The sequence below is a fragment of the Salarchaeum japonicum genome, from assembly GCF_049705945.1.
In the GTDB taxonomy this organism is placed as follows: domain Archaea; phylum Halobacteriota; class Halobacteria; order Halobacteriales; family Halobacteriaceae; genus Salarchaeum; species Salarchaeum japonicum_A.
Genome location: NZ_JBNAMV010000004.1, coordinates 254,461 through 271,486, shown reverse-complemented (window position 1 = coordinate 271,486; position 17,026 = coordinate 254,461). Strand labels below are relative to the sequence as shown.

At 55.3% G+C, this 17,026-nt stretch carries 18 protein-coding genes; 9 read left to right on the top strand and 9 right to left on the bottom strand.

The window, feature by feature from the left end; all coding sequences use genetic code 11:
- Window positions 1–45: 45 nt before the first annotated feature.
- The 3 genes from ACOZ4O_RS03050 to ACOZ4O_RS03040 all read left to right on the top strand — a co-directional run bounded on the left by ACOZ4O_RS03050 (window position 46) and on the right by ACOZ4O_RS03040 (window position 924).
- Window positions 46–240 (top strand): antitoxin VapB family protein, encoded by a 195-nt coding sequence (locus ACOZ4O_RS03050; protein WP_424523843.1) that lies wholly within the window; start codon window positions 46–48, stop codon window positions 238–240.
- Window positions 241–333: 93 nt separating this feature from the next.
- A complete protein-coding gene (locus ACOZ4O_RS03045; RefSeq protein WP_424523842.1) occupies window positions 334–612 on the top strand; it encodes a ribbon-helix-helix domain-containing protein in 279 nt (92 codons plus the stop codon).
- A gap of 12 nt (window positions 613–624) precedes the next feature.
- A complete protein-coding gene (locus ACOZ4O_RS03040) occupies window positions 625–924 on the top strand; it encodes a type II toxin-antitoxin system RelE family toxin (RefSeq protein ID WP_424523841.1) in 300 nt (99 codons plus the stop codon).
- 23 nt (window positions 925–947) lie between these two features.
- Here ACOZ4O_RS03040 and ACOZ4O_RS03035 read toward each other — a convergent pair whose 3' ends face one another.
- From ACOZ4O_RS03035 to ACOZ4O_RS03025, 3 genes are read right to left on the bottom strand one after another with little or no spacing between them, the layout of a single operon-like run.
- A complete protein-coding gene (locus tag ACOZ4O_RS03035) occupies window positions 948–1,376 on the bottom strand; it encodes a GtrA family protein (protein WP_424523840.1) in 429 nt (142 codons plus the stop codon).
- Entirely contained in the window at window positions 1,373–2,101 is a 729-nt protein-coding gene (locus tag ACOZ4O_RS03030) for a glycosyltransferase (protein ID WP_424523839.1), read from the bottom strand. The genes ACOZ4O_RS03035 and ACOZ4O_RS03030 overlap by 4 nt, the downstream gene beginning before the upstream one ends.
- 55 nt (window positions 2,102–2,156) lie before the next feature.
- Window positions 2,157–3,869, bottom strand: a complete 1,713-nt coding sequence (locus ACOZ4O_RS03025; RefSeq protein WP_424523838.1) for an ArnT family glycosyltransferase — start codon at window positions 3,867–3,869, stop codon at window positions 2,157–2,159.
- A gap of 90 nt (window positions 3,870–3,959) precedes the next feature.
- Here ACOZ4O_RS03025 and ACOZ4O_RS03020 point away from each other — a divergent pair, with 90 nt between their 5' ends.
- Window positions 3,960–4,418 carry a GtrA family protein gene (locus tag ACOZ4O_RS03020; protein ID WP_424523837.1) on the top strand — a complete coding sequence of 153 codons (459 nt, stop codon included), beginning with the start codon at window positions 3,960–3,962 and terminating at the stop codon, window positions 4,416–4,418.
- A 96-nt stretch (window positions 4,419–4,514) separates the two neighbouring features.
- Here ACOZ4O_RS03020 and ACOZ4O_RS03015 read toward each other — a convergent pair whose 3' ends face one another.
- The 3 genes from ACOZ4O_RS03015 to ACOZ4O_RS03005 are packed head-to-tail and all read right to left on the bottom strand — an operon-like array spanning window position 4,515 to window position 7,195.
- Window positions 4,515–4,838: a hypothetical protein gene (locus ACOZ4O_RS03015; RefSeq protein ID WP_424523836.1), complete on the bottom strand. Its 324-nt coding sequence runs from the start codon at window positions 4,836–4,838 to the stop codon at window positions 4,515–4,517.
- A 39-nt stretch (window positions 4,839–4,877) separates the two neighbouring features.
- The gene (locus tag ACOZ4O_RS03010; RefSeq protein ID WP_424523835.1) at window positions 4,878–6,224 is read right to left on the bottom strand and encodes an alkaline phosphatase family protein; all 1,347 of its coding nucleotides are present in this window, start codon (window positions 6,222–6,224) and stop codon (window positions 4,878–4,880) included.
- Window positions 6,225–6,226: 2 nt separating this feature from the next.
- A complete protein-coding gene (locus ACOZ4O_RS03005) occupies window positions 6,227–7,195 on the bottom strand; it encodes a phosphoadenosine phosphosulfate reductase family protein (protein WP_424523834.1) in 969 nt (322 codons plus the stop codon).
- A gap of 139 nt (window positions 7,196–7,334) precedes the next feature.
- On the opposite strand from ACOZ4O_RS03005, the gene ACOZ4O_RS03000 reads away from it, so the two are divergent.
- Together ACOZ4O_RS03000 and ACOZ4O_RS02995 are read left to right on the top strand one after the other, a co-directional pair.
- Window positions 7,335–8,384, top strand: coding sequence for a glycosyltransferase family 4 protein (locus ACOZ4O_RS03000; protein WP_424523833.1), 1,050 nt, complete (start codon window positions 7,335–7,337; stop codon window positions 8,382–8,384).
- 50 nt (window positions 8,385–8,434) lie between these two features.
- Window positions 8,435–9,577, top strand: a complete 1,143-nt coding sequence (locus tag ACOZ4O_RS02995) for a glycosyltransferase (RefSeq protein WP_424523832.1) — start codon at window positions 8,435–8,437, stop codon at window positions 9,575–9,577.
- Between the two features lie 24 nt (window positions 9,578–9,601).
- On the opposite strand, the gene ACOZ4O_RS02990 is transcribed toward ACOZ4O_RS02995, so the two are convergent.
- Both ACOZ4O_RS02990 and ACOZ4O_RS02985 read right to left on the bottom strand, forming a co-directional pair.
- Window positions 9,602–10,396 carry an FkbM family methyltransferase gene (locus ACOZ4O_RS02990; RefSeq protein WP_424523831.1) on the bottom strand — a complete coding sequence of 265 codons (795 nt, stop codon included), beginning with the start codon at window positions 10,394–10,396 and terminating at the stop codon, window positions 9,602–9,604.
- Between the two features lie 152 nt (window positions 10,397–10,548).
- Window positions 10,549–11,640, bottom strand: coding sequence for a glycosyltransferase family 4 protein (locus ACOZ4O_RS02985; RefSeq protein ID WP_424523830.1), 1,092 nt, complete (start codon window positions 11,638–11,640; stop codon window positions 10,549–10,551).
- 144 nt (window positions 11,641–11,784) lie between these two features.
- Here ACOZ4O_RS02985 and ACOZ4O_RS02980 point away from each other — a divergent pair, with 144 nt between their 5' ends.
- From ACOZ4O_RS02980 to ACOZ4O_RS02970, 3 genes are all read left to right on the top strand, one after another.
- Window positions 11,785–12,729: a glycosyltransferase gene (locus ACOZ4O_RS02980; protein WP_424523829.1), complete on the top strand. Its 945-nt coding sequence runs from the start codon at window positions 11,785–11,787 to the stop codon at window positions 12,727–12,729.
- 570 nt (window positions 12,730–13,299) lie between these two features.
- A complete protein-coding gene (locus ACOZ4O_RS02975; RefSeq protein ID WP_424523828.1) occupies window positions 13,300–14,235 on the top strand; it encodes a glycosyltransferase family 2 protein in 936 nt (311 codons plus the stop codon).
- Window positions 14,236–14,411: 176 nt separating this feature from the next.
- Entirely contained in the window at window positions 14,412–15,791 is a 1,380-nt protein-coding gene (locus ACOZ4O_RS02970) for a sulfatase-like hydrolase/transferase (RefSeq protein ID WP_424523827.1), read from the top strand.
- A gap of 39 nt (window positions 15,792–15,830) precedes the next feature.
- On the opposite strand, the gene ACOZ4O_RS02965 is transcribed toward ACOZ4O_RS02970, so the two are convergent.
- Window positions 15,831–16,958, bottom strand: coding sequence for an alpha-1 4-glucan-protein synthase (locus ACOZ4O_RS02965; RefSeq protein WP_424523826.1), 1,128 nt, complete (start codon window positions 16,956–16,958; stop codon window positions 15,831–15,833).
- Window positions 16,959–17,026 lie beyond the last annotated feature (68 nt).

The window sequence follows — 17,026 nt, the reverse complement described above, 5'->3', positions numbered from 1 at the left end:
GCACCGGCGAAACCTCTTTGTTGGACTGCATACAACTGTATGCGTATGTCGAAGAGTATTCGGCTCTCCGAGGACGCTTACGAGCGGCTCGCCGCGCACAAGCGCGACGACGAGACGTTCTTGGAGGTCGTTCTCCGGCTCGCAGGGGAGCGTTCGCTCCTCGATATCGCGGGTGTGCTCAGCGACGAGGAATCGACCGTACTCCGACAGGTAGTCGAGGAGCGGCGGATGCGACCGTAGCGAGCGGAAGACCACGGCTTCAGGTGTGAGGGGATGTCAACCACGTGAGGGCTGAGCAACAGTTCTATCAATACCACCACCGTACCACAGTGTATGAGTACGGACGCACCCGAGGATGGTGACGGGAAGGGCGAGATGGTGAAGCTAAATGTGAAAGTACCGGAACACCTTCTAGACGAGATTGACGAACTAGCGGAAGAGTTGAACTACACCAATCGCTCGGAGTTTATCCGGGAGGTGCTGCGCGATACCACGGAGCCGATTCTCACTCCGGGTGCGCAGGAGGGCGTCTCACAGGGGTATGCGGATGTCGCTGCTGGTCGAACTACCAGCCATGAGGAGATGAAGAAGAAGTTCGAAATTGACGGCTGAGAGGACTGAACGGTGGCGCACAACCTGGAATACTCCGTTACCATTCAGGAGACCCTGGACGAACTCGAGCGTGAGGATGCACAGCGAATCATCAAGAAACTGGACGACATTCTCGAGTTTCCGGAGCACTTTCTTGACCGGCTGAAGAATCCTCCAGGGTACAAGCTCCGTGTTGGTGACTATCGCGTCCTGATTGATTGGGACACGGAGGACGAGACGCTCTACGCCATCGACGTATTCGAGCGGAAGAACGAATATCGCGAACTCGGCAAATATCGGGAGGTATGGGGGTCGTGGCGGGATGATGACTGATTCAGAACCTATCGGCAGGCGTCCTACTCGACGTGGACGCGCCACGTGAACAGGCTCTCCGCGACGTAGTTCACGACGAATCCGACGCCGATTCCGATGATGTTCGCGAGCGCGTACCAGACGCCGAAGTAGCCGTTCAGGATGTAGAGGACGGTGAGCGCGACGGCGACGCCGCCGGCGCGCACGACGTTCGAGCGCACGAACCGCTTCAGTGTGGGGAGGAGGCCGCCGCTCGCTTCTTCGGAGAACGTCCAGCGGTCGTTCACCACGAACATCAGGACGATGGCGGCTTCCGCGCTCACGAACTTCGCCCAGAACGGCGCGATTCCCGCGAACTCCACCACCAGGGTCAGGACGAGCGTGTCGAACAGCGCGCCCACGATGCCGACGGAGAGGAACTGGCCGGCGCGCACGCCCCGAATCAATGCTTGGACGTCCTCCGCGAGCGTCATCGTTCCACCAATCGCGTTCGAGAGAGTCGTTCGGTGCCATCAGCGATACGCGGATACCGCCGGCGAAGAGAGAACACCGTCCGCGCGAGTTCTTGGACAGTCTCCTGGGTGTTCACGGTCGAACGCGGGTCGTCCTCCCACTCGACCGGCACCTCCGCGATATTGAGGCCGCGCGCGTCCGCGACCGCCACCAGCTCCACATCCCACGCGAACCCCGGCTCGTAGAGATACTCGCGGACTGCTCGCCACGCCTCGCGCGTGAGCGCCTTCGCCCCACACTGGTAATCAGACAGGGAGACCGGAAGGAGGAGTCGGCTCCCCCACGCGAACGCGTCACCGAGCTTCCGCCGCACCACGCTCTGATGCGTTCGAATCGTCGACGCGGGATGGCGCCGCGACCCGACCGCCACATCCGCGGAATCGAGCGCATCGACTACGTCCGCTATCGACTCCGCGGGCGTACTCCCGTCCGCGTCCGCGAACGCCAGCACGTCCGTGTCAAGCGCGTCAAACCCCTGCGTGATAGCGAGCCCCTTCCCCCGGCGCTCCCGCACGACATTGACCTCTACTGCGTCGTAGTCGGGAAAGGCCAAGCTGGAGCCACCGGGCGCGTCCAATTCAACACGCACGACAGCCGGCTGCAGCACGTCGCGGAGGGCATCCACGTACGACCGGAGCGTCTCCGTGTCCGGCTCGTACACAGGGAGGACCAAACCAACCGTCACACTCCCGCGTATTCGGACTCAGCGAATAAGAATTGTGTTCTGGGAGGGCCGGGCGTTATTCGAATGTGATGACCACGACAGTACCGTATGCGTTGTTCGTTGCGGTGGCGACGACGCGGTATTCTCGATTGAGTGTGTCAAGTTCGCTGGGACGAAGTATCGCAGCCGGGTATCCCGAGTAGTCGTGGTTGGAGACGACGGCGGCGTTCCCTCCGGTGTAGAACGTGTATGGGAACAGCGGACCTGAGATGTCGTCGGAGAGCGCGACCACCGCGTCGTGGGAAACGACTGTCGCGGTCTGCTCTCCGAGTTGTTTCTGCTGGGCGTTCCAGGTCAAGTCAGCGTCCCCGTTTCCACCTGTTGGAGAAAGAACTGCACAGGGAGCCGCCAACCCAGTAATAAGAACGAGTGCAAGTACGCCGCCCAGAACGGTACGCACGTCGTACGAGAGTACATTTGAGAGAGCAATATCCACTTCGGAAATTACGATAGCCGCTAGTGGGAGCGAGATAGCGACGGCAATGAATACAGCACCGGTAGGGACGTTCCCACCGATAACAGCGTTATCAAGCTGTTCTGCGGCGAATGGGAGTGGAAGGGTGTCGAGCGCTATGCCGGGAAGCCTGTACGAAAACAATCCAAAAACGACCAGGCCGCAGAAGATCCCGTACCGAGCGAGTCGATTACGAACGGTATCGCGGAACAAGAGCGCGACGAGTAGAGCGGTCGCGGGGAACATCGGAAGTACGTACCAACTGTGGTTCCCAGTTAGGGCGAAGAACACGAAGACTATGCAGACCCACCATGTGAGAAACCCGAGTGTTCGCAGTTGTTTCCATCGGTTCGTTCTGTACGCGGTGTATCCGAGTACGAGGACGGCGAACGGAACGTAGTAGATCCATGGGTCGAGCGCTATCGGGAGGAGTTTGACGTACGGGTACTGCATGAATCCGAACAACGCCCACGACCCGCTCGACGAAAGGCTGCCGGACGCTCGTCCGAGAACTTGCGTGATGAAGATATCGTGGATGAACCGAGAGCCGAAATGCACGTACATCGCAGCCGCCCACGGGAGAGTAATACTGATAGTTACGGCAACCATTCCGGCTCCGTGACGTGTGAGGAATCGACGTAGTGTGGACGCGACGATGGGAAGGACGATTAGAACGAATATCCCTGCTGCGAATCCCTTCGTCAACACCGCAAGCCCTCCTGCAATTCCAGCGACCCATAGCCAATGTTGTTCGTCGTCGGCCACTGTTCGCCACACCGAATACACGAACAGTGTCCCGAACAACAGCATCTCCATGTCTACGCCACCTGTTCGTCCAGCATTTTGTCCGGCATACACGAACGGCGTCGTGAAGAACACGACACCTGCAAGTAAGCCCGCCCAGTCATCACGGAGCCGTCGACCGAACGAGTACACCACAATACCGGTACCCACGGTGGCCAGCGTTGACGGCAACCGAACCGCGAATTCACTTGGCCCGAGAACACTGATTGAGGCCCCTTCTATCCAGAACGCGAGCGGTGGTTTCAGTAGGAATGGTCCGACTGAACCACCCCAGAGACCTGAGGGAATCAGCCAATGCCCGCCGTCCGCCGCTCGGAGCGCGATAACCGCGTAAATCCCCTCATCCCACGACTGCAACGGATACGATCCGAGGTCCCAGACGAACAGATACAGCGCCGCGAGTAACAACGTGGCGAGGAACACACTGGTTCGCCGTGTCAGTGCGCTTCGTTCGACCCTCCCGAAGACCATTACCCGGAATCGTCGGTACGGTCATAATAACTTCGCGGTTCGACTCAGCAAACCACAACTTTACTACGGAGTCAGGGAATTCAAACGCACGTGCGTCCCGACATCTCCGCCGCCCTCTCTCGAATCCGCTCACACCTCCTCGGACTTGTCCACGCAGACCGGTTCACGCGTTTCCTCTCAGTCGGCGCTCTCGGTGCACTCGTCGACAACGGCGTCCTCTTCTTCCTCGTCAACGGTATCGGTCTAAGCTTGGTCCCATCGTCTCTCGCTGCGAAAGAGCTCTCCATCACCGTAATGTTCGTCATTAACGACTTCTGGACGTTCGCCGATTTCGGGGAGAGTACACTCCGCAGCCGACTCAAACGATATGTAACCTCAAACATCGTCCGGGCCGCGGGTGCGCTCGTCGGAACTGCTGTTCTCTACATAGTCACTACGCACTTCGACACGTGGTACATCCTCGCCAATATCATCGGTATCGGTGCAGGGTTCGTATTCAACTACGTTCTCGAAAGTCTCGCCACGTGGCGGACAAGCACGAGACGATAACGACCCGAGATCGTCTCCTCAGTGCTCTCCCGTCTCCCGTACGCACCATACCTATGTGGGATACCTTCTGCCGCCCTTGGAATCTGTCTAAAACGCTCAAGCGCCGTACCGGACTTCGCTGAGGTGGTCCCAGACTTCGACGCAGCCAGAGTCGTACTCGACGTTTCGGAGGTATTCGGGACGCGCACCCCCGAAGTCACTCGTCGGAGTCTCTGTGGTCCGGGGTGGGTTGCGGAAGAGGGCGTCGGGGATGAGTGCGAGGGCGACGACCGAACTCACGCTGAGGGCGAGCGTGCTTGATGCAGGAGTGAGTCCGGCGGCGCCGACGCCGGTGAGGACGGCTGCCGCGATGGCTGTGAGCGTGTAGTCGGGGCGTTCGAGCCGACTGGCGGTCGCTCGGAGCGGGTCGCGGCGACTCATGGGTGTCGTGGCGTATGCGGTGTGAAAAAACGTTGTGGGTTAGACGAGGCTTTGGCCGTCGAACGCGCGGGTGTCGTAGTCGACGTCCAGCAGGTCGAGGAGGGTGGGCGTGATGTCGTAGAGGTTCGCGCCCGCGAGGTCGGCGGTGGCGTCTTCGACGAACAGCGTGGTGTCGTCAAAGGAGTGCATGCCATTCCGAGGGCCAGTGGAGAATACGTCCTCGCGGCCGTTGAATCCGGCCTTGAGGTCGAAACCTTCTGCGGGGATGGCGACGAGGTCGGGCGCGATGTCGTCGTGCGTGCCGTCGAACGCTGCTTCCTTCTCGACGACGCGCTCGACGACCGGCTCACCGTCCGGCCCCTCGAGACTCTCGATAGCGGTCTTGAGTTCGTCGCGAATCTCGTGGTACTCCGATTCGGGGACGCTTCCGCGCGGTTCGCGGCTGTCGAGGTTCAGGTAGAATCGGCCGGGAATGAACGAGTACGCCCGGGTGTCATCGCTGATGTCGTCGAGGTTTTCCGGGTCGTCGGTCTCGTAGTCGAGCCAGCCCTCGCGCTGGAGCCACGCGTTCAGGTGGACTTCGTAGCGTTCGGGCTGGAAGCCGTGGTCGGACGCGACGACGAGCGTCACGTCGTCGGGAATCTGGTCGCGTAGTCGGCCGATGTAGTCGTCCACTTTTTCGTAGAACTTGAGGAACTCTTCCTTGTACTCGCCGTCGTTGGCGTAGTCCCCGTAGAGGAAGTGATTCACTCGGTCTGTAGTCATGAACACCCCGAAGAACAGGTCCCAGTCGTCTTCCTGGATGTAGTGGCTGAACGCCTCGTAGCGCGCGTCCAACGTCTCGTGCGCGTTCTCAAGGAACTCCGTCTTGTCCTCTTGGTGTCCGAGTTTCGCGTTCGCGTCGATTTTGTAGTCGATGGATTCCAGATACTCCGCGACTGTCGAGTCAGACGACGCCCTCTCGATGTCGGGTGAGAGGAATCCGGACACCATCCGCTGGACGTTCCGCTGCGGCGGGAACGTCACAGGAACGTTCAGGACGGTGGCGTCACGGCCTGCATCGGTGACACGGTCCCAGACGCGTGTCGCTTGGACGTCGTTACTCATCGGCACGTACGTCTCGTACGTGCCGCTCTCGCGGTCTTGGAAGCCGTACACGCCCGTCTCACCGGGGTTCACGCCCGTCGTGAGGGACGGCCAGCACGCACTCGATTCGGGTGGAACGATACTCTCGATTTCGCCACTCGCGCCGTCGTCCGCGAGCGCGTGGAGGTTCGGGAACGTCTCGGGATTGTTCTCGATGAGGCTGTAGGGGACGCCGTCGATACCGATGAACGCAACTCGAGGGTCGTCGCTGTCGCCGCGGAGTTTGTCGAACAGCCCCATCGTTACATGTACCCGAGGTCGCGCAGGCGCTCCATCAGGTCTTCTTTGTCCTGTGCGCGGCCCGCGCGCTCGGTCGTCTCCTCGAGGTCTTGGAGCCACGCCGGCTCCTCCTCGGCCTTCTCCGTGCTGACCTCGCTCCCGAGACTGCGGAAGCCCTCGAAGTACTTCGGACTAATCGGGATGTCCGCGTGCGTCAGGTCGTTCGGGAGGTCGTCGTAGCTCTGCGGGACGTAGCCATCGTCCGGGAAGCCCTCGACAGTCTCTGGAACGACGTAGTACCAGAACGCGTCCCAGACGGCGCGCTCATCGAACTGAAGGATCGGCTGAATGCGATCGTGGGGCGGATAGATGTCGGGGTCGTGGCGCGGGCTGAAGAACGTCTCGTCCGCCCGCGCGTCCTGCTCGTCCCACCGAATCCCACTGAAGATACCGTCGACGTCGTACTCTTCGAGCGCGTCGTTCAGCGCGACCGTCTTCAGGAGGTGATTCCCGACGTACGTGTCGAGGAGGAATGGAAAGCTGTCTTCCTCGTACTCCAAGAGGTCGCGGACGTGATGCTGATTGTGTTCGTTCAGGGCGTCGATGGGGATGTCGTCGCCCGGCGTAAGATCGTGCTCGTCTACATACTCGCCGACATCCTCGTTCCGCGCGAAAATGACTTCGAGATCCCACTCGTCAGCCCAGTGCTCGACGAAATCGAGGAGCTCGTCGAAATGCTGGAAATGATCGATGAAAATCGTCGGCGGCATCTCGTACCCGAATTCCTCCACCACTTCATTCACGAAGTAGAGCGTGAGCGTCGAGTCCTTCCCACCCGTCCACATAATCGCGGGGTTCTCGTACTCCTCAAGACCCTGCAGGGTAATCTCAACAGCCTTCTCGATTTTGTCCTCCAAGGATGGATAGTCCTCTGGACTCTCGTTCTCGCCATCTGTGTAGTCGATATCGAGATATTCGGGGAACGAAGTCATGTGACTCTACCGGCGTGGTGGTGTGGTGAGGATAAAGGTTTGTTCATGGTTGAACGGACTGACGGCGCTCTCCTCGATTCACAAACTGTTATCACGCCCCGGGGCGGAGAGTCAGGGAACTGGCCGACAGGGAACTACGATGAAAATCATTCAGGTCACGCCTCGATACGCACCGAACAGCGGAGGTGTGGAGACACACGTCCAGGAGATTAGCGAGCGGTTCGTGGAGCGGGGTCACGACGTCGTCGTTCTCACGGCAGATTACAGTTCGGACTGTCCGTCGGTCGAAAGTCAAGCAGGCGTCAAGATTCGACGCCACCGAAGCGTGGCTCCCGGAGGGGCGTTTCATCTCGCTCCGGGGATCGTCTCGTCGATACGACAGGTGGAGGGGGACGTCGTTCACGCCCACAACTATCACTCGCTCCCCGTGTTCTTCACGGCGCTTGCTGTCCGTGACGAACGGTTCGTCGCCACTCCACATTACCACGGTGGGAGTGCGAGCGATTTCAGGGACGTTCTCATCTCGTTCTACCGGCCGCTCGGCTCTTTTGCCCTTCAGGCTGCAGACCGAGTAGTCGCGGTGAGCGAGTGGGAACGGAATCGGCTCCGGGAGGATTTCGGAATCGAAGCGACAATCATCCCGAACGGGCTCAACCCCGACCAGTTCCGGAACGCGGAGCCATACGCGCACGACCGACCGTACCTCCTGACGGTAGGGCGCCTCGAAGCGTATAAAGGCGTCCAACACGTGATTCGAGCACTCCCGGACCTTCCCGGGTTCGACCTCCTCGTCGCGGGAAGTGGACCATATCGTGACGAACTCGAACGAATCGCAATAGATACTGAGGTAGGCGAGCGTGTCGAGTTTCTCGGATACGTATCAGAGGAGAAGCTCCCCCGATTGTACGCGGGTGCAGACGTCTTCGTCACGCTCTCGGAATTCGAGGCGTACGGAATGACCGTCGCTGAAGCACTCGCAGCGGGAACGCCGTGTGTCGTCCGCGAGGCCGGCGCCCTGACGGAATGGGCCGAAAACCCCTCGGTCATTGGAGTGCCCGAGGGATCACCTCTCCGGATCTCCAATGCGATCTGCGAGGCCCTCCACGCAGAACCACACAGCTGGTCGCCGTCCACTTGGGATGACGTGACGACGCACCTCAAACGAGTATACTCAGCGTCCGACCCGTAGGGCACGTCTGGATGCGCAGGGTCTAAATCCATTCCGGGTCAACGACGAGCATGTACCTCGTTTGGGCGGCTGTTGTTCTCGCCGTCATCACGGCCATCCCGTACGTCCTCTATCTTGGACTGTACGCGTGGATTCGCCCCTCCGGTTCGCCAGCAGACAAACAGCCAGCCGAACCGATGGTAAGCATCGTCCTCCCCACCTACAACGAGGAACGCATCGTGGAGAAGAAACTCGACGACCTACTCGAACTCGACTACCCGATGGAGAACATTGAGGTCGTTGTCGTCGACTCGTCCGACGATGCCACCCGTGAGATTATCCGGGACTACTTCAAGGACCTTGACGCGCCGTCCCTGACTCTCATCGAAGAAGACGAACGGAGGGGACTCGCACCCGCACTCAATGACGCGTACGCCGCTGCGGAAAACGAGATGGTCGTCAAGACAGACTGCGACTCATACCTCCCGAATGACGTACTCCGGGAAGCCGCCGCGAACTTGGCTGACGACGATGTCGCAGCGATCACTGGTCGAAACGTCGAAGTCCTCGGTGGAAGCGGTGTCGAAGAGGGATATCGAGGGATTCAGGGGCACATCCAGACACTCGAATCACACCTCGATTCCACCTTCATCTTCCACGGTCCGTTCAGCGCATTCGACAACGACGCACTGCTACCCATCGATTCAAACTCGCTCGCCGACGACACAGAATTGGCACTTCGGATTCGTCGAGAAACCGGCAAACGGGTGATTTTCGATCCCGCAGTCCAGTACAAGGAAGCCTCTCACTCCGGGTTCGTAAAACGCCGAAAACAGAAGGACCGCCGCGGCATGGGACTGATTCGACTGCTAGTGCAGCACCGAGCTGCGCTCGGAAACTGCGGGAACTACGGACGAATCGTGTTACCGTTCAACTGGTGGTTCATGATCGTCTCGCCGTGGTGTACGATGACGACGATTATCTTTGCTTCTCTGGGAGCAGTCTCCGTGAGCGGGATTGCGGGATTATCTATCCCTATCCTTCTCGGAGTGTTCGTGTTTCTGGGTCAACGTGACGTACTGGGGCCGCTGCAAGCGATTTATTCGCTGTTCGATACCCAGGTCTCTCTCTTCAGGGCAAGTATCGACTTACTTCTCGGGAATGGAGACGGAACGTGGGAAGTCGACACCGAACTGAGAGAAGCTTTCGATTAGAATAGGTACGGTACTACCGGCCCGTCATTTTACAGCACGTACGTGATAGATCGATCCGTCCGTTTCCTTGAATCGTTGAACGTCGGTGAAGCCTGCGTCGACGAGGAGTTCTTCCACCACTCCAGGGTTTCCTTGAATCCGGTCAGGATGTACCTCTACATAGACCAGTCTCACCGATTCATTCAACATTCGATCGAGGCCTCGAAGTGCGTTGATCTCCTCTCCCTCAATGTCGATCTTCACAATTGTAGGATTCGGGATGGCGTTCTCAACAGCGATCGAATCTCCCTTTACGAGCTCTACTGGATCTCCGGTCCCGTCACCACCTTCTTGGACTTCCCATCCAGCCATCTCCCCTTTCTCATCGCGATCGGATACGGCGTGCGGAAGAACTGTAACATTACTTAGCTCATTGTGTGCCACGTTTGAATTGAGGCGCTGACGCATCGTTGGATTCGGTTCGAACGCAACGACCTCGCCCCGATCGAGGACACTCCCCACGAGACACGTGTAAATCCCGATATGGGCTCCCACGTCCCAAAAAACGTCTTTCGGGCTGGTTTTCTCTACTACATCTCGTATAATACCTTCTTCGAATTCGGAATCCAGATGGCGGAAATCGTTCCAGTCTACTGGCCAAAATTCGCTTCGCGCGTCTCCGATCTCCAACTCGATCTTTTCACTATTACTCACCCACCATGCAACACGCCAATAGGTCCGATACACGACATCAAGAACTCCTATCGAGTCGAGAACTCCAGTAATTCCGAGCTTGTTCGAAATCCTTCGAGCTCGGTCCAAGAGCGAGTATACTACCATATCTATAACAGTGCCGCGGATATTAAGTCTTTTCCGACACTCTCCGACTCTGATAGAATTGACAATAATCCCGCAGGTAACTCAATAGAACAATAACCGTAGACTCCAATAACTCCTTGGTGAATGTCAATTCATATTTTGGTATACTTCACCTACTCCTTGACGAGGGCTTCGAAGAGAGACTCGTATTTTTCGGCAATAGCGGACCACGAGTAGGATTCTGCACGCGACCGCGCGTTCTCACCGAGGCAAGAAACGAGATCGGGATGACGGGAGAGGTCGTCCAGTACATTCGCAAGTTCGTCAGGTTCCGGCTCCACTACACGGCCGATTTCAGAATCGACGAAATCTGTTGCTGCTCTCGGTGAAGCAACAACCGGAGTTCCCGACGCAGCTGCCTCAAGAACAGTGAGTGGCATGCCCTCGTAGGAAGACGGAAGAACGTAGACATCGCTCTTCGCGTACCGCTCGGGTAATTCGTCGTCGGGAACGTATCCGAGAAATTCGATTCGACTACCGACTTCGAGGTCCTCTGCTCGCTTTTCTAGATCCTCCCTCAGTGGACCGTCCCCTCCGATTGTCACTCGCCACGTCCCGTTTGACTTCGCGACTGCATCAATCAGTACACCGGGATTCTTCATCTCAACGAGCCGCCCCTGAAAGTGAACCGTGAATTCGCTGTACCGTTCGTCAACTGGGTGGAATCGCTCAACATCAACTCCATTCGGTATTGAGTGAATCTTTTCCTCGATGTCGGCGATGCGACGAATATCCTCTTTCATCCCCGGGGAGATGCTAATTATTGCATCAGACTTCTCCGCTATTTTGTTTTCCATCTGCCGATAGAGCAAAGATTGTGGTTTCTTGAATAGTATATCGTTAATCGGATTATGTCGGTTACACCACCCATGCCACACGAAATGGAATACCATCACTGTGGGTATAGGCAAATCGACAGCCCTCCACGCACTCCCATCGGTTAGGAGGGCAACATCGGATGCTTGCGTGGCGTCAAACGCTCTCTGTGCTAAAATAATCTCGGCAATGGGGTTAATATCGAAGGGGACTTGATATTCTATGATTTTGAGGTCTGAAATGCCTGGCCTTCTATATTTTGGTGTCGAGGTATGTATCACCACACTATGGCCTAGCCTCTGGAGTGCTCGAGCTAGATTTTCGGTGTGGATTTCGCCGCCGCCAGCACCTTTGGAAGCAAATCGAGTCTGTATAATTGATATCTCCACAGGTCAACCCTCACTTTAGTATGACCTGCGTTAAGCGCTTCGGGCTGTTGACTACATCGTGCTCAACATGATTCGAGAGTTGCTGAGAAAACCGTAAGAGTGTCTGATGCGTAGTCGGGTTTAATCACCCTAGTGGAGCTATTAATGAATAACGAACCAACAGTTTCGGTAATCATTCCGAATTACCAGACAGACGAATACCTCGGCAAAGCAGTTGACTCTGTTCGTGATCAAACGTACTCAAGGACAGAGATCATTCTCGTAGACAGTTCTGGGACAAAAAAAGCTGAACAAATAGCAGATGGGGAAAAAACGACCTACGTATATCAGGATCCAGAAGGATTAGCAGCCGCTCGTAATCGGGGAGTTACTGAATCCTCGGGGGACATCATCGCATTCCTCGACGCTGATGATTGGTTACCCCCGGATTCGTTAGAAAAGCGAGTTAGAGCCCTCGAGAAACACGAGGCGTGTGCTGTTTATACTGACTGGTACACCGCTACTGAAGAAGGCAAGAAGACAGAAGTTCACTCCGCAATAGATTTGAAGAAAAACGGACAGCATTTTGTTGACTTTTTCCTCAATGAAGGTATCCGCGTTCCCACCGTCGCAGTACGGCGTGCCGCACTGGAAAAATTGGAAGGTCCATTCAATGAGTCTCTCAAGGCTGCAGAGGATTTCCATTGCTGGACAAGGCTTTTTGCGGAGTCTGAACACCCTCCTGTCAAAATCGACGACCCTCTAGCTGTGTATCGTATTCGCGATAACTCTCTCTCGCACGGAAACAGAGTGCAGTTCTTCAACGAGAAACGCAAGGCCGTTAATGAATTGATTGAACAGTATCCGGAGCTTGCTAGAGTAGCACGAAAGCGACGAAGCATTGACGACTACAGTCGTGCAAGAGCTGCTCTTCTTGATGATGACCTCGACGAAGCCCGATCATTTATCTGGAGATCAGTCTCTGAAGATCCCACTCAACTTAAGTCATATGTGTTGCTACTAATATCGGTGATACCCAATGACGCACTTCAAAAATGGAGTCAAACTTCCGCCGAATCATTATATCAACATATTAAGCAATCGGAGTAGGCTATCCTAAGACGATACAAGTTTATTTTGTTATAATCCACTTTAATTTATGGCTTCTATTGTTGTTCTGGACATCTTTCGACGTGACAACTTCCAGGAGAATACCTCTGAGCTAAGCGAGAACTCACGGGATAGAGCCGGGTGCGGAGACGGCAAGTGTGCACCAAGAAGCCCCCCCTCATTGAGAATCGTGCGTCCGCTGACTACTCTGCTCTCCTCTGAGTTCACACGCAATAATAGTCTCGTAGTCCTTGACCACCGCCAGCTACTTCTACATATATTTTTATTCCTCGAAATTAAGTCTTTGAATATAGGGACAAGAATAATCTGCGAAAGATTGAAATGCAGTTTACGACAGTAACAAGGGAACTCTTGGCAGGGCGCCAAAATATTGTTTGACGGTCACAACAGGGAATACGCAGTCTCGTAAATTAAGCCGCATATTCGGAAGTGGACTGGATCCGTTACCTTCCAAGGAGTTGTGAAATTGATCTAATTGGATATTCTGGTCGGTTATCTACCCGGGCCGGGTGTCACAAACCTTTTGCAGAGCGTATGCATAATTCGGCCATGTCGAACTTGCCACTTGTGAGCATAGTAATCCCGACTTATAACCGACCTGATATTTTCCGCGAAACTGTCGCTTCAGCTGATGCGCAATCGTATTCCAATATTGAAATAATCTGTATCGATGATTCCGACTCTGAATATGGAGCATCAGTTGATGTAGACAACTTTGTCCATATTACGGACCACCCACACCAAAACTATGGGGATGCACTTAACACGGGATTAGACTATGCAACAGGTGAATACGTAATGATATTAGACGACGATGACACCGTTTCGGAGGATCACGTTCAGACAATGATGGATGGACTGTCGAATGGTGATTATGAGGGGGCGTTCGCTAATCTGAATTTAGTTGACTCAAGCGGGGATGTCATCGGAGTTCAGGACATCGCAGAAGAAATAGAACTCCAGCCACCACTAAAAGAGTTGCTGCGTGGACGCCAGGTGTATCGAACGCTTTCCGGGTTCGTTGTCAATCGCAATGTAGTCGAATCGATGGGGGGTTTCATGACGGAGATACCGTATTGGATAGACCTTGAATTCTATATCAGATTTTTATCCCGACACTCGATTTACGTCTCTGACACCCGCTCAATCAACTATCGGATTCACGAAAAGCAAATCAGCGGAACGCTATCACTCGAAGAGAAATTGGAAGGGTATCAGACGATAGTTGATCGGAACCGAGATACGTTCGATTCTTTCGGAAAGGACTACTATCGGTACTGTCGAGCGAGGCACTACTTGTTGGTCGCCCTTGACGCGAGTGAGAAATCAAGGATGGCTGCCCTTCCGTACTTGATTAAGATGCTGAGAGTGTATCCGGAGCAGTTGATAAACCCAGACAACTGGAAAATGAATGCCTATCATATATATGCGTATATACTATCAGTTGAGAACGATAACGAATTCGAACTCCGTCCCATACCGTGAGTCGGTCGCTTCGTAGCATACTGTCGTCCGGACGCAACGTATCCATGAAGTCCTCTCTGAACAATGTGGGGCGGTAAACCCAATCGTTATACTCTCTCCCTTTCAATTGTTACTATGGTTGGACTTCAACGCAGTACAAACGCTCGGATCACACTATTTGAGCGCTCCTAACAGCTATGAGCACTCCTCCGAACGTCCTACTCATCGTCTTAGACTCCGTCCGACGGGACTCGGTCAGTGCTTACGGATACGAGCGCGAAACCACTCCGTTTCTCGAAAAGTTCACGAAGTCAGCGACTATCTACACCGAAGCCCGCTCCTCAGCTCGGTGGAGCCTCCCTTCCCACGTTAGCATGTTCACGGGACGTAACCCGTACGAACATCAGGCATTCGAAACACCGACGTCTATCGATACGAGTCAATTTGTCTTTTCGAATCTTCCGACGGCGTACCAGACTGGTTTGTTCACCTACAACCCACATCTTACCAGCTGGGCAATTCCGCAAGCGTTCGACACGGCGGCCACATTTGAGTACGAACTTCCGTTTCCTGAAGCTCGGGATCCGCAGGCCGAGACTACACTTTTCGACCTCGCAACCGGTGAAGCACCCGTTCGAAGTCTACTGAACCAAGCGTATCTCAAAGCGTTCTGGGACTATCCGTGGCTTGTGGATCGATACCCGCCACAGGACAAGTATATCCCACGGGAAGTGAATAAATGGATCCGGGAGAGGGAGCGCCCTTGGTTCGCGTGCGTGAACCTGATGGACGCCCACAGCCCATATACGCCCGAACCGGAGTACGACCGCTGGTCTGATGGGGCTTCGTTCGACCAGTTGTTCGAAACTTCAGAAGCTCCCTACGATATGCAATACTACCGCGGAAAATTCTCCGACGAAACGGTCCGTACAGCGAAGAACCTGTATGACGGTGCAATTCGACAAGCGGATGCACGGGTCGAAAGCATCATTGACACGCTTCGAGACACAGATGCTTACGATGACACGCTCATTATCGTCACGTCGGACCACGGCGAAGGATTCGCTGACGCATCCCATCTGTATCCGGAGAGCGTTGACATCTGGGCACACCATGTCGGGTGCCACGAACGACACTTGGAAGTCCCACTCTTGGTGAAGCATCCGGGACAAAGAGACGGTAATCAGATAGACGAATTAAGCGCCCTCGAAGAGTTCCCGTCGGTTTTTATTGATGCTATTGACGGGATTAACTCTGACTTCACAACTTCCAGACTGTACGCGTATTCGAACGGCATTCATGCCGTCAAAGAGTGGTTTCCGGCCATTGAGGGGCCCTACGACACCCCGATGCTGATAAAGTACGAAACCGCCGAAGGCCGTTTAACGCGTAAATCCCACTGGGATGGGCAGTCGGGAGTGTTGGATATCTCCACGGGTATGTTTGAGTTCCGCGACACTGTTACAGGGGAGTTACAAGAGGACTTTGACCGTATGGAGGTTCGTCCTATTACGTCGGATTCAGCCGAGATGGATGTGCAGACCCAGGAGCGGTTGAAAGACTTGGGGTACTTATAGAGCGGAACATCTCTTTCGGTCGCTAAGATTTTCGTAAGGTTAGTTCAATTCATCGAGGCAGTTGAGCCAGTCTATCATGTACTCGCCGACGTGGTTGAAGAATTCGCCATTATTATATTCGCTCCAGTCGCCGTCTGCAAGAGTCTCGCCCGCGGTGGCGAAGAACTCTGCATAATCGTCCGCGTCCTCCCCGACACTGTCTACAATCTCCCAGAGGTGTTCGTTAAGTTCGAGTCCTGGAACTTCGTTGTTCAGGTCGTCGAATGTGGAGCGCGGTGCTTTGTTGTGCTCGCACAGTGGTGCACCGTTGTAGATCTGTTTGCCAAAGATGTCCGCGGCGCGTTTGAGGAAGACTCCCGACCAGATATCGTCGAATCGACCCACGGCCCATTTATTGTCGTCCATCGGGAGCTGGTAGAACGCCGGAATCACTTCGCGCTCGAATGCGAGATTCATTGAGCAGACGGTGAGGTACTGCCCGGAACCGGCGACAAAGTCACGCTCGAAATCTTCGACGCTCGTTCGGGTTTGCGCTTGGCCTTGGAGGTCGCCGTCCATGAGAATCCGAACCGCGTCAAGGTCCGGGACGTTCGTCCAAAGCCCCTGTGATGCGATAACGTCGTTAACGACAGTCGTGTCTGTTTCGACCGTTTCGTTCATCGCCGCGTATGGATACCCACGGGGGTACAGCTCCCCATCGTAGTTCTGATAGAGAACATTCACCCAGCTTGAATCGGACTGTACACGCTCTATCTCGCCATTGAAATGGAGATTATCGAAGTGTCTTCCGAAGAAGTCGAACTCGTCTATCGGGAGTGTATCGTCGTCAATAAAGAACCCGTACTCGAACTGAGGATTCGCCCACATGTAGAGAAGTCCGAAACTGGTTTCGGCGTGACTTGCTGCCGGGACGACATCCGCGTAGTCAGAGATTTCGTGGGCATCGTACCACTCTTCTCGGCGTGTTCCGTCGAAGACCTCTCCGGAAACTCCTTCGTCGTCAAGCATCGCCTTCATTTCTTCTGTGTCGCAGAAATCCTCGGTTACGAGAAGGACGTGCACCCGACTAAGATCAAAGTCGTGGGTGCGCGCGTTCTCGAAGTACATCCGCATGTTCTCGTACTCTCGAATAGTTGGCACGATGACGCAGGTGTCTTGAATGGCCATCCGTGTTCGGTTTAGCTGAGAAACCAAGAGACTGCGCTCTACTGACGAAGTTATCGGCGTAGACCGCG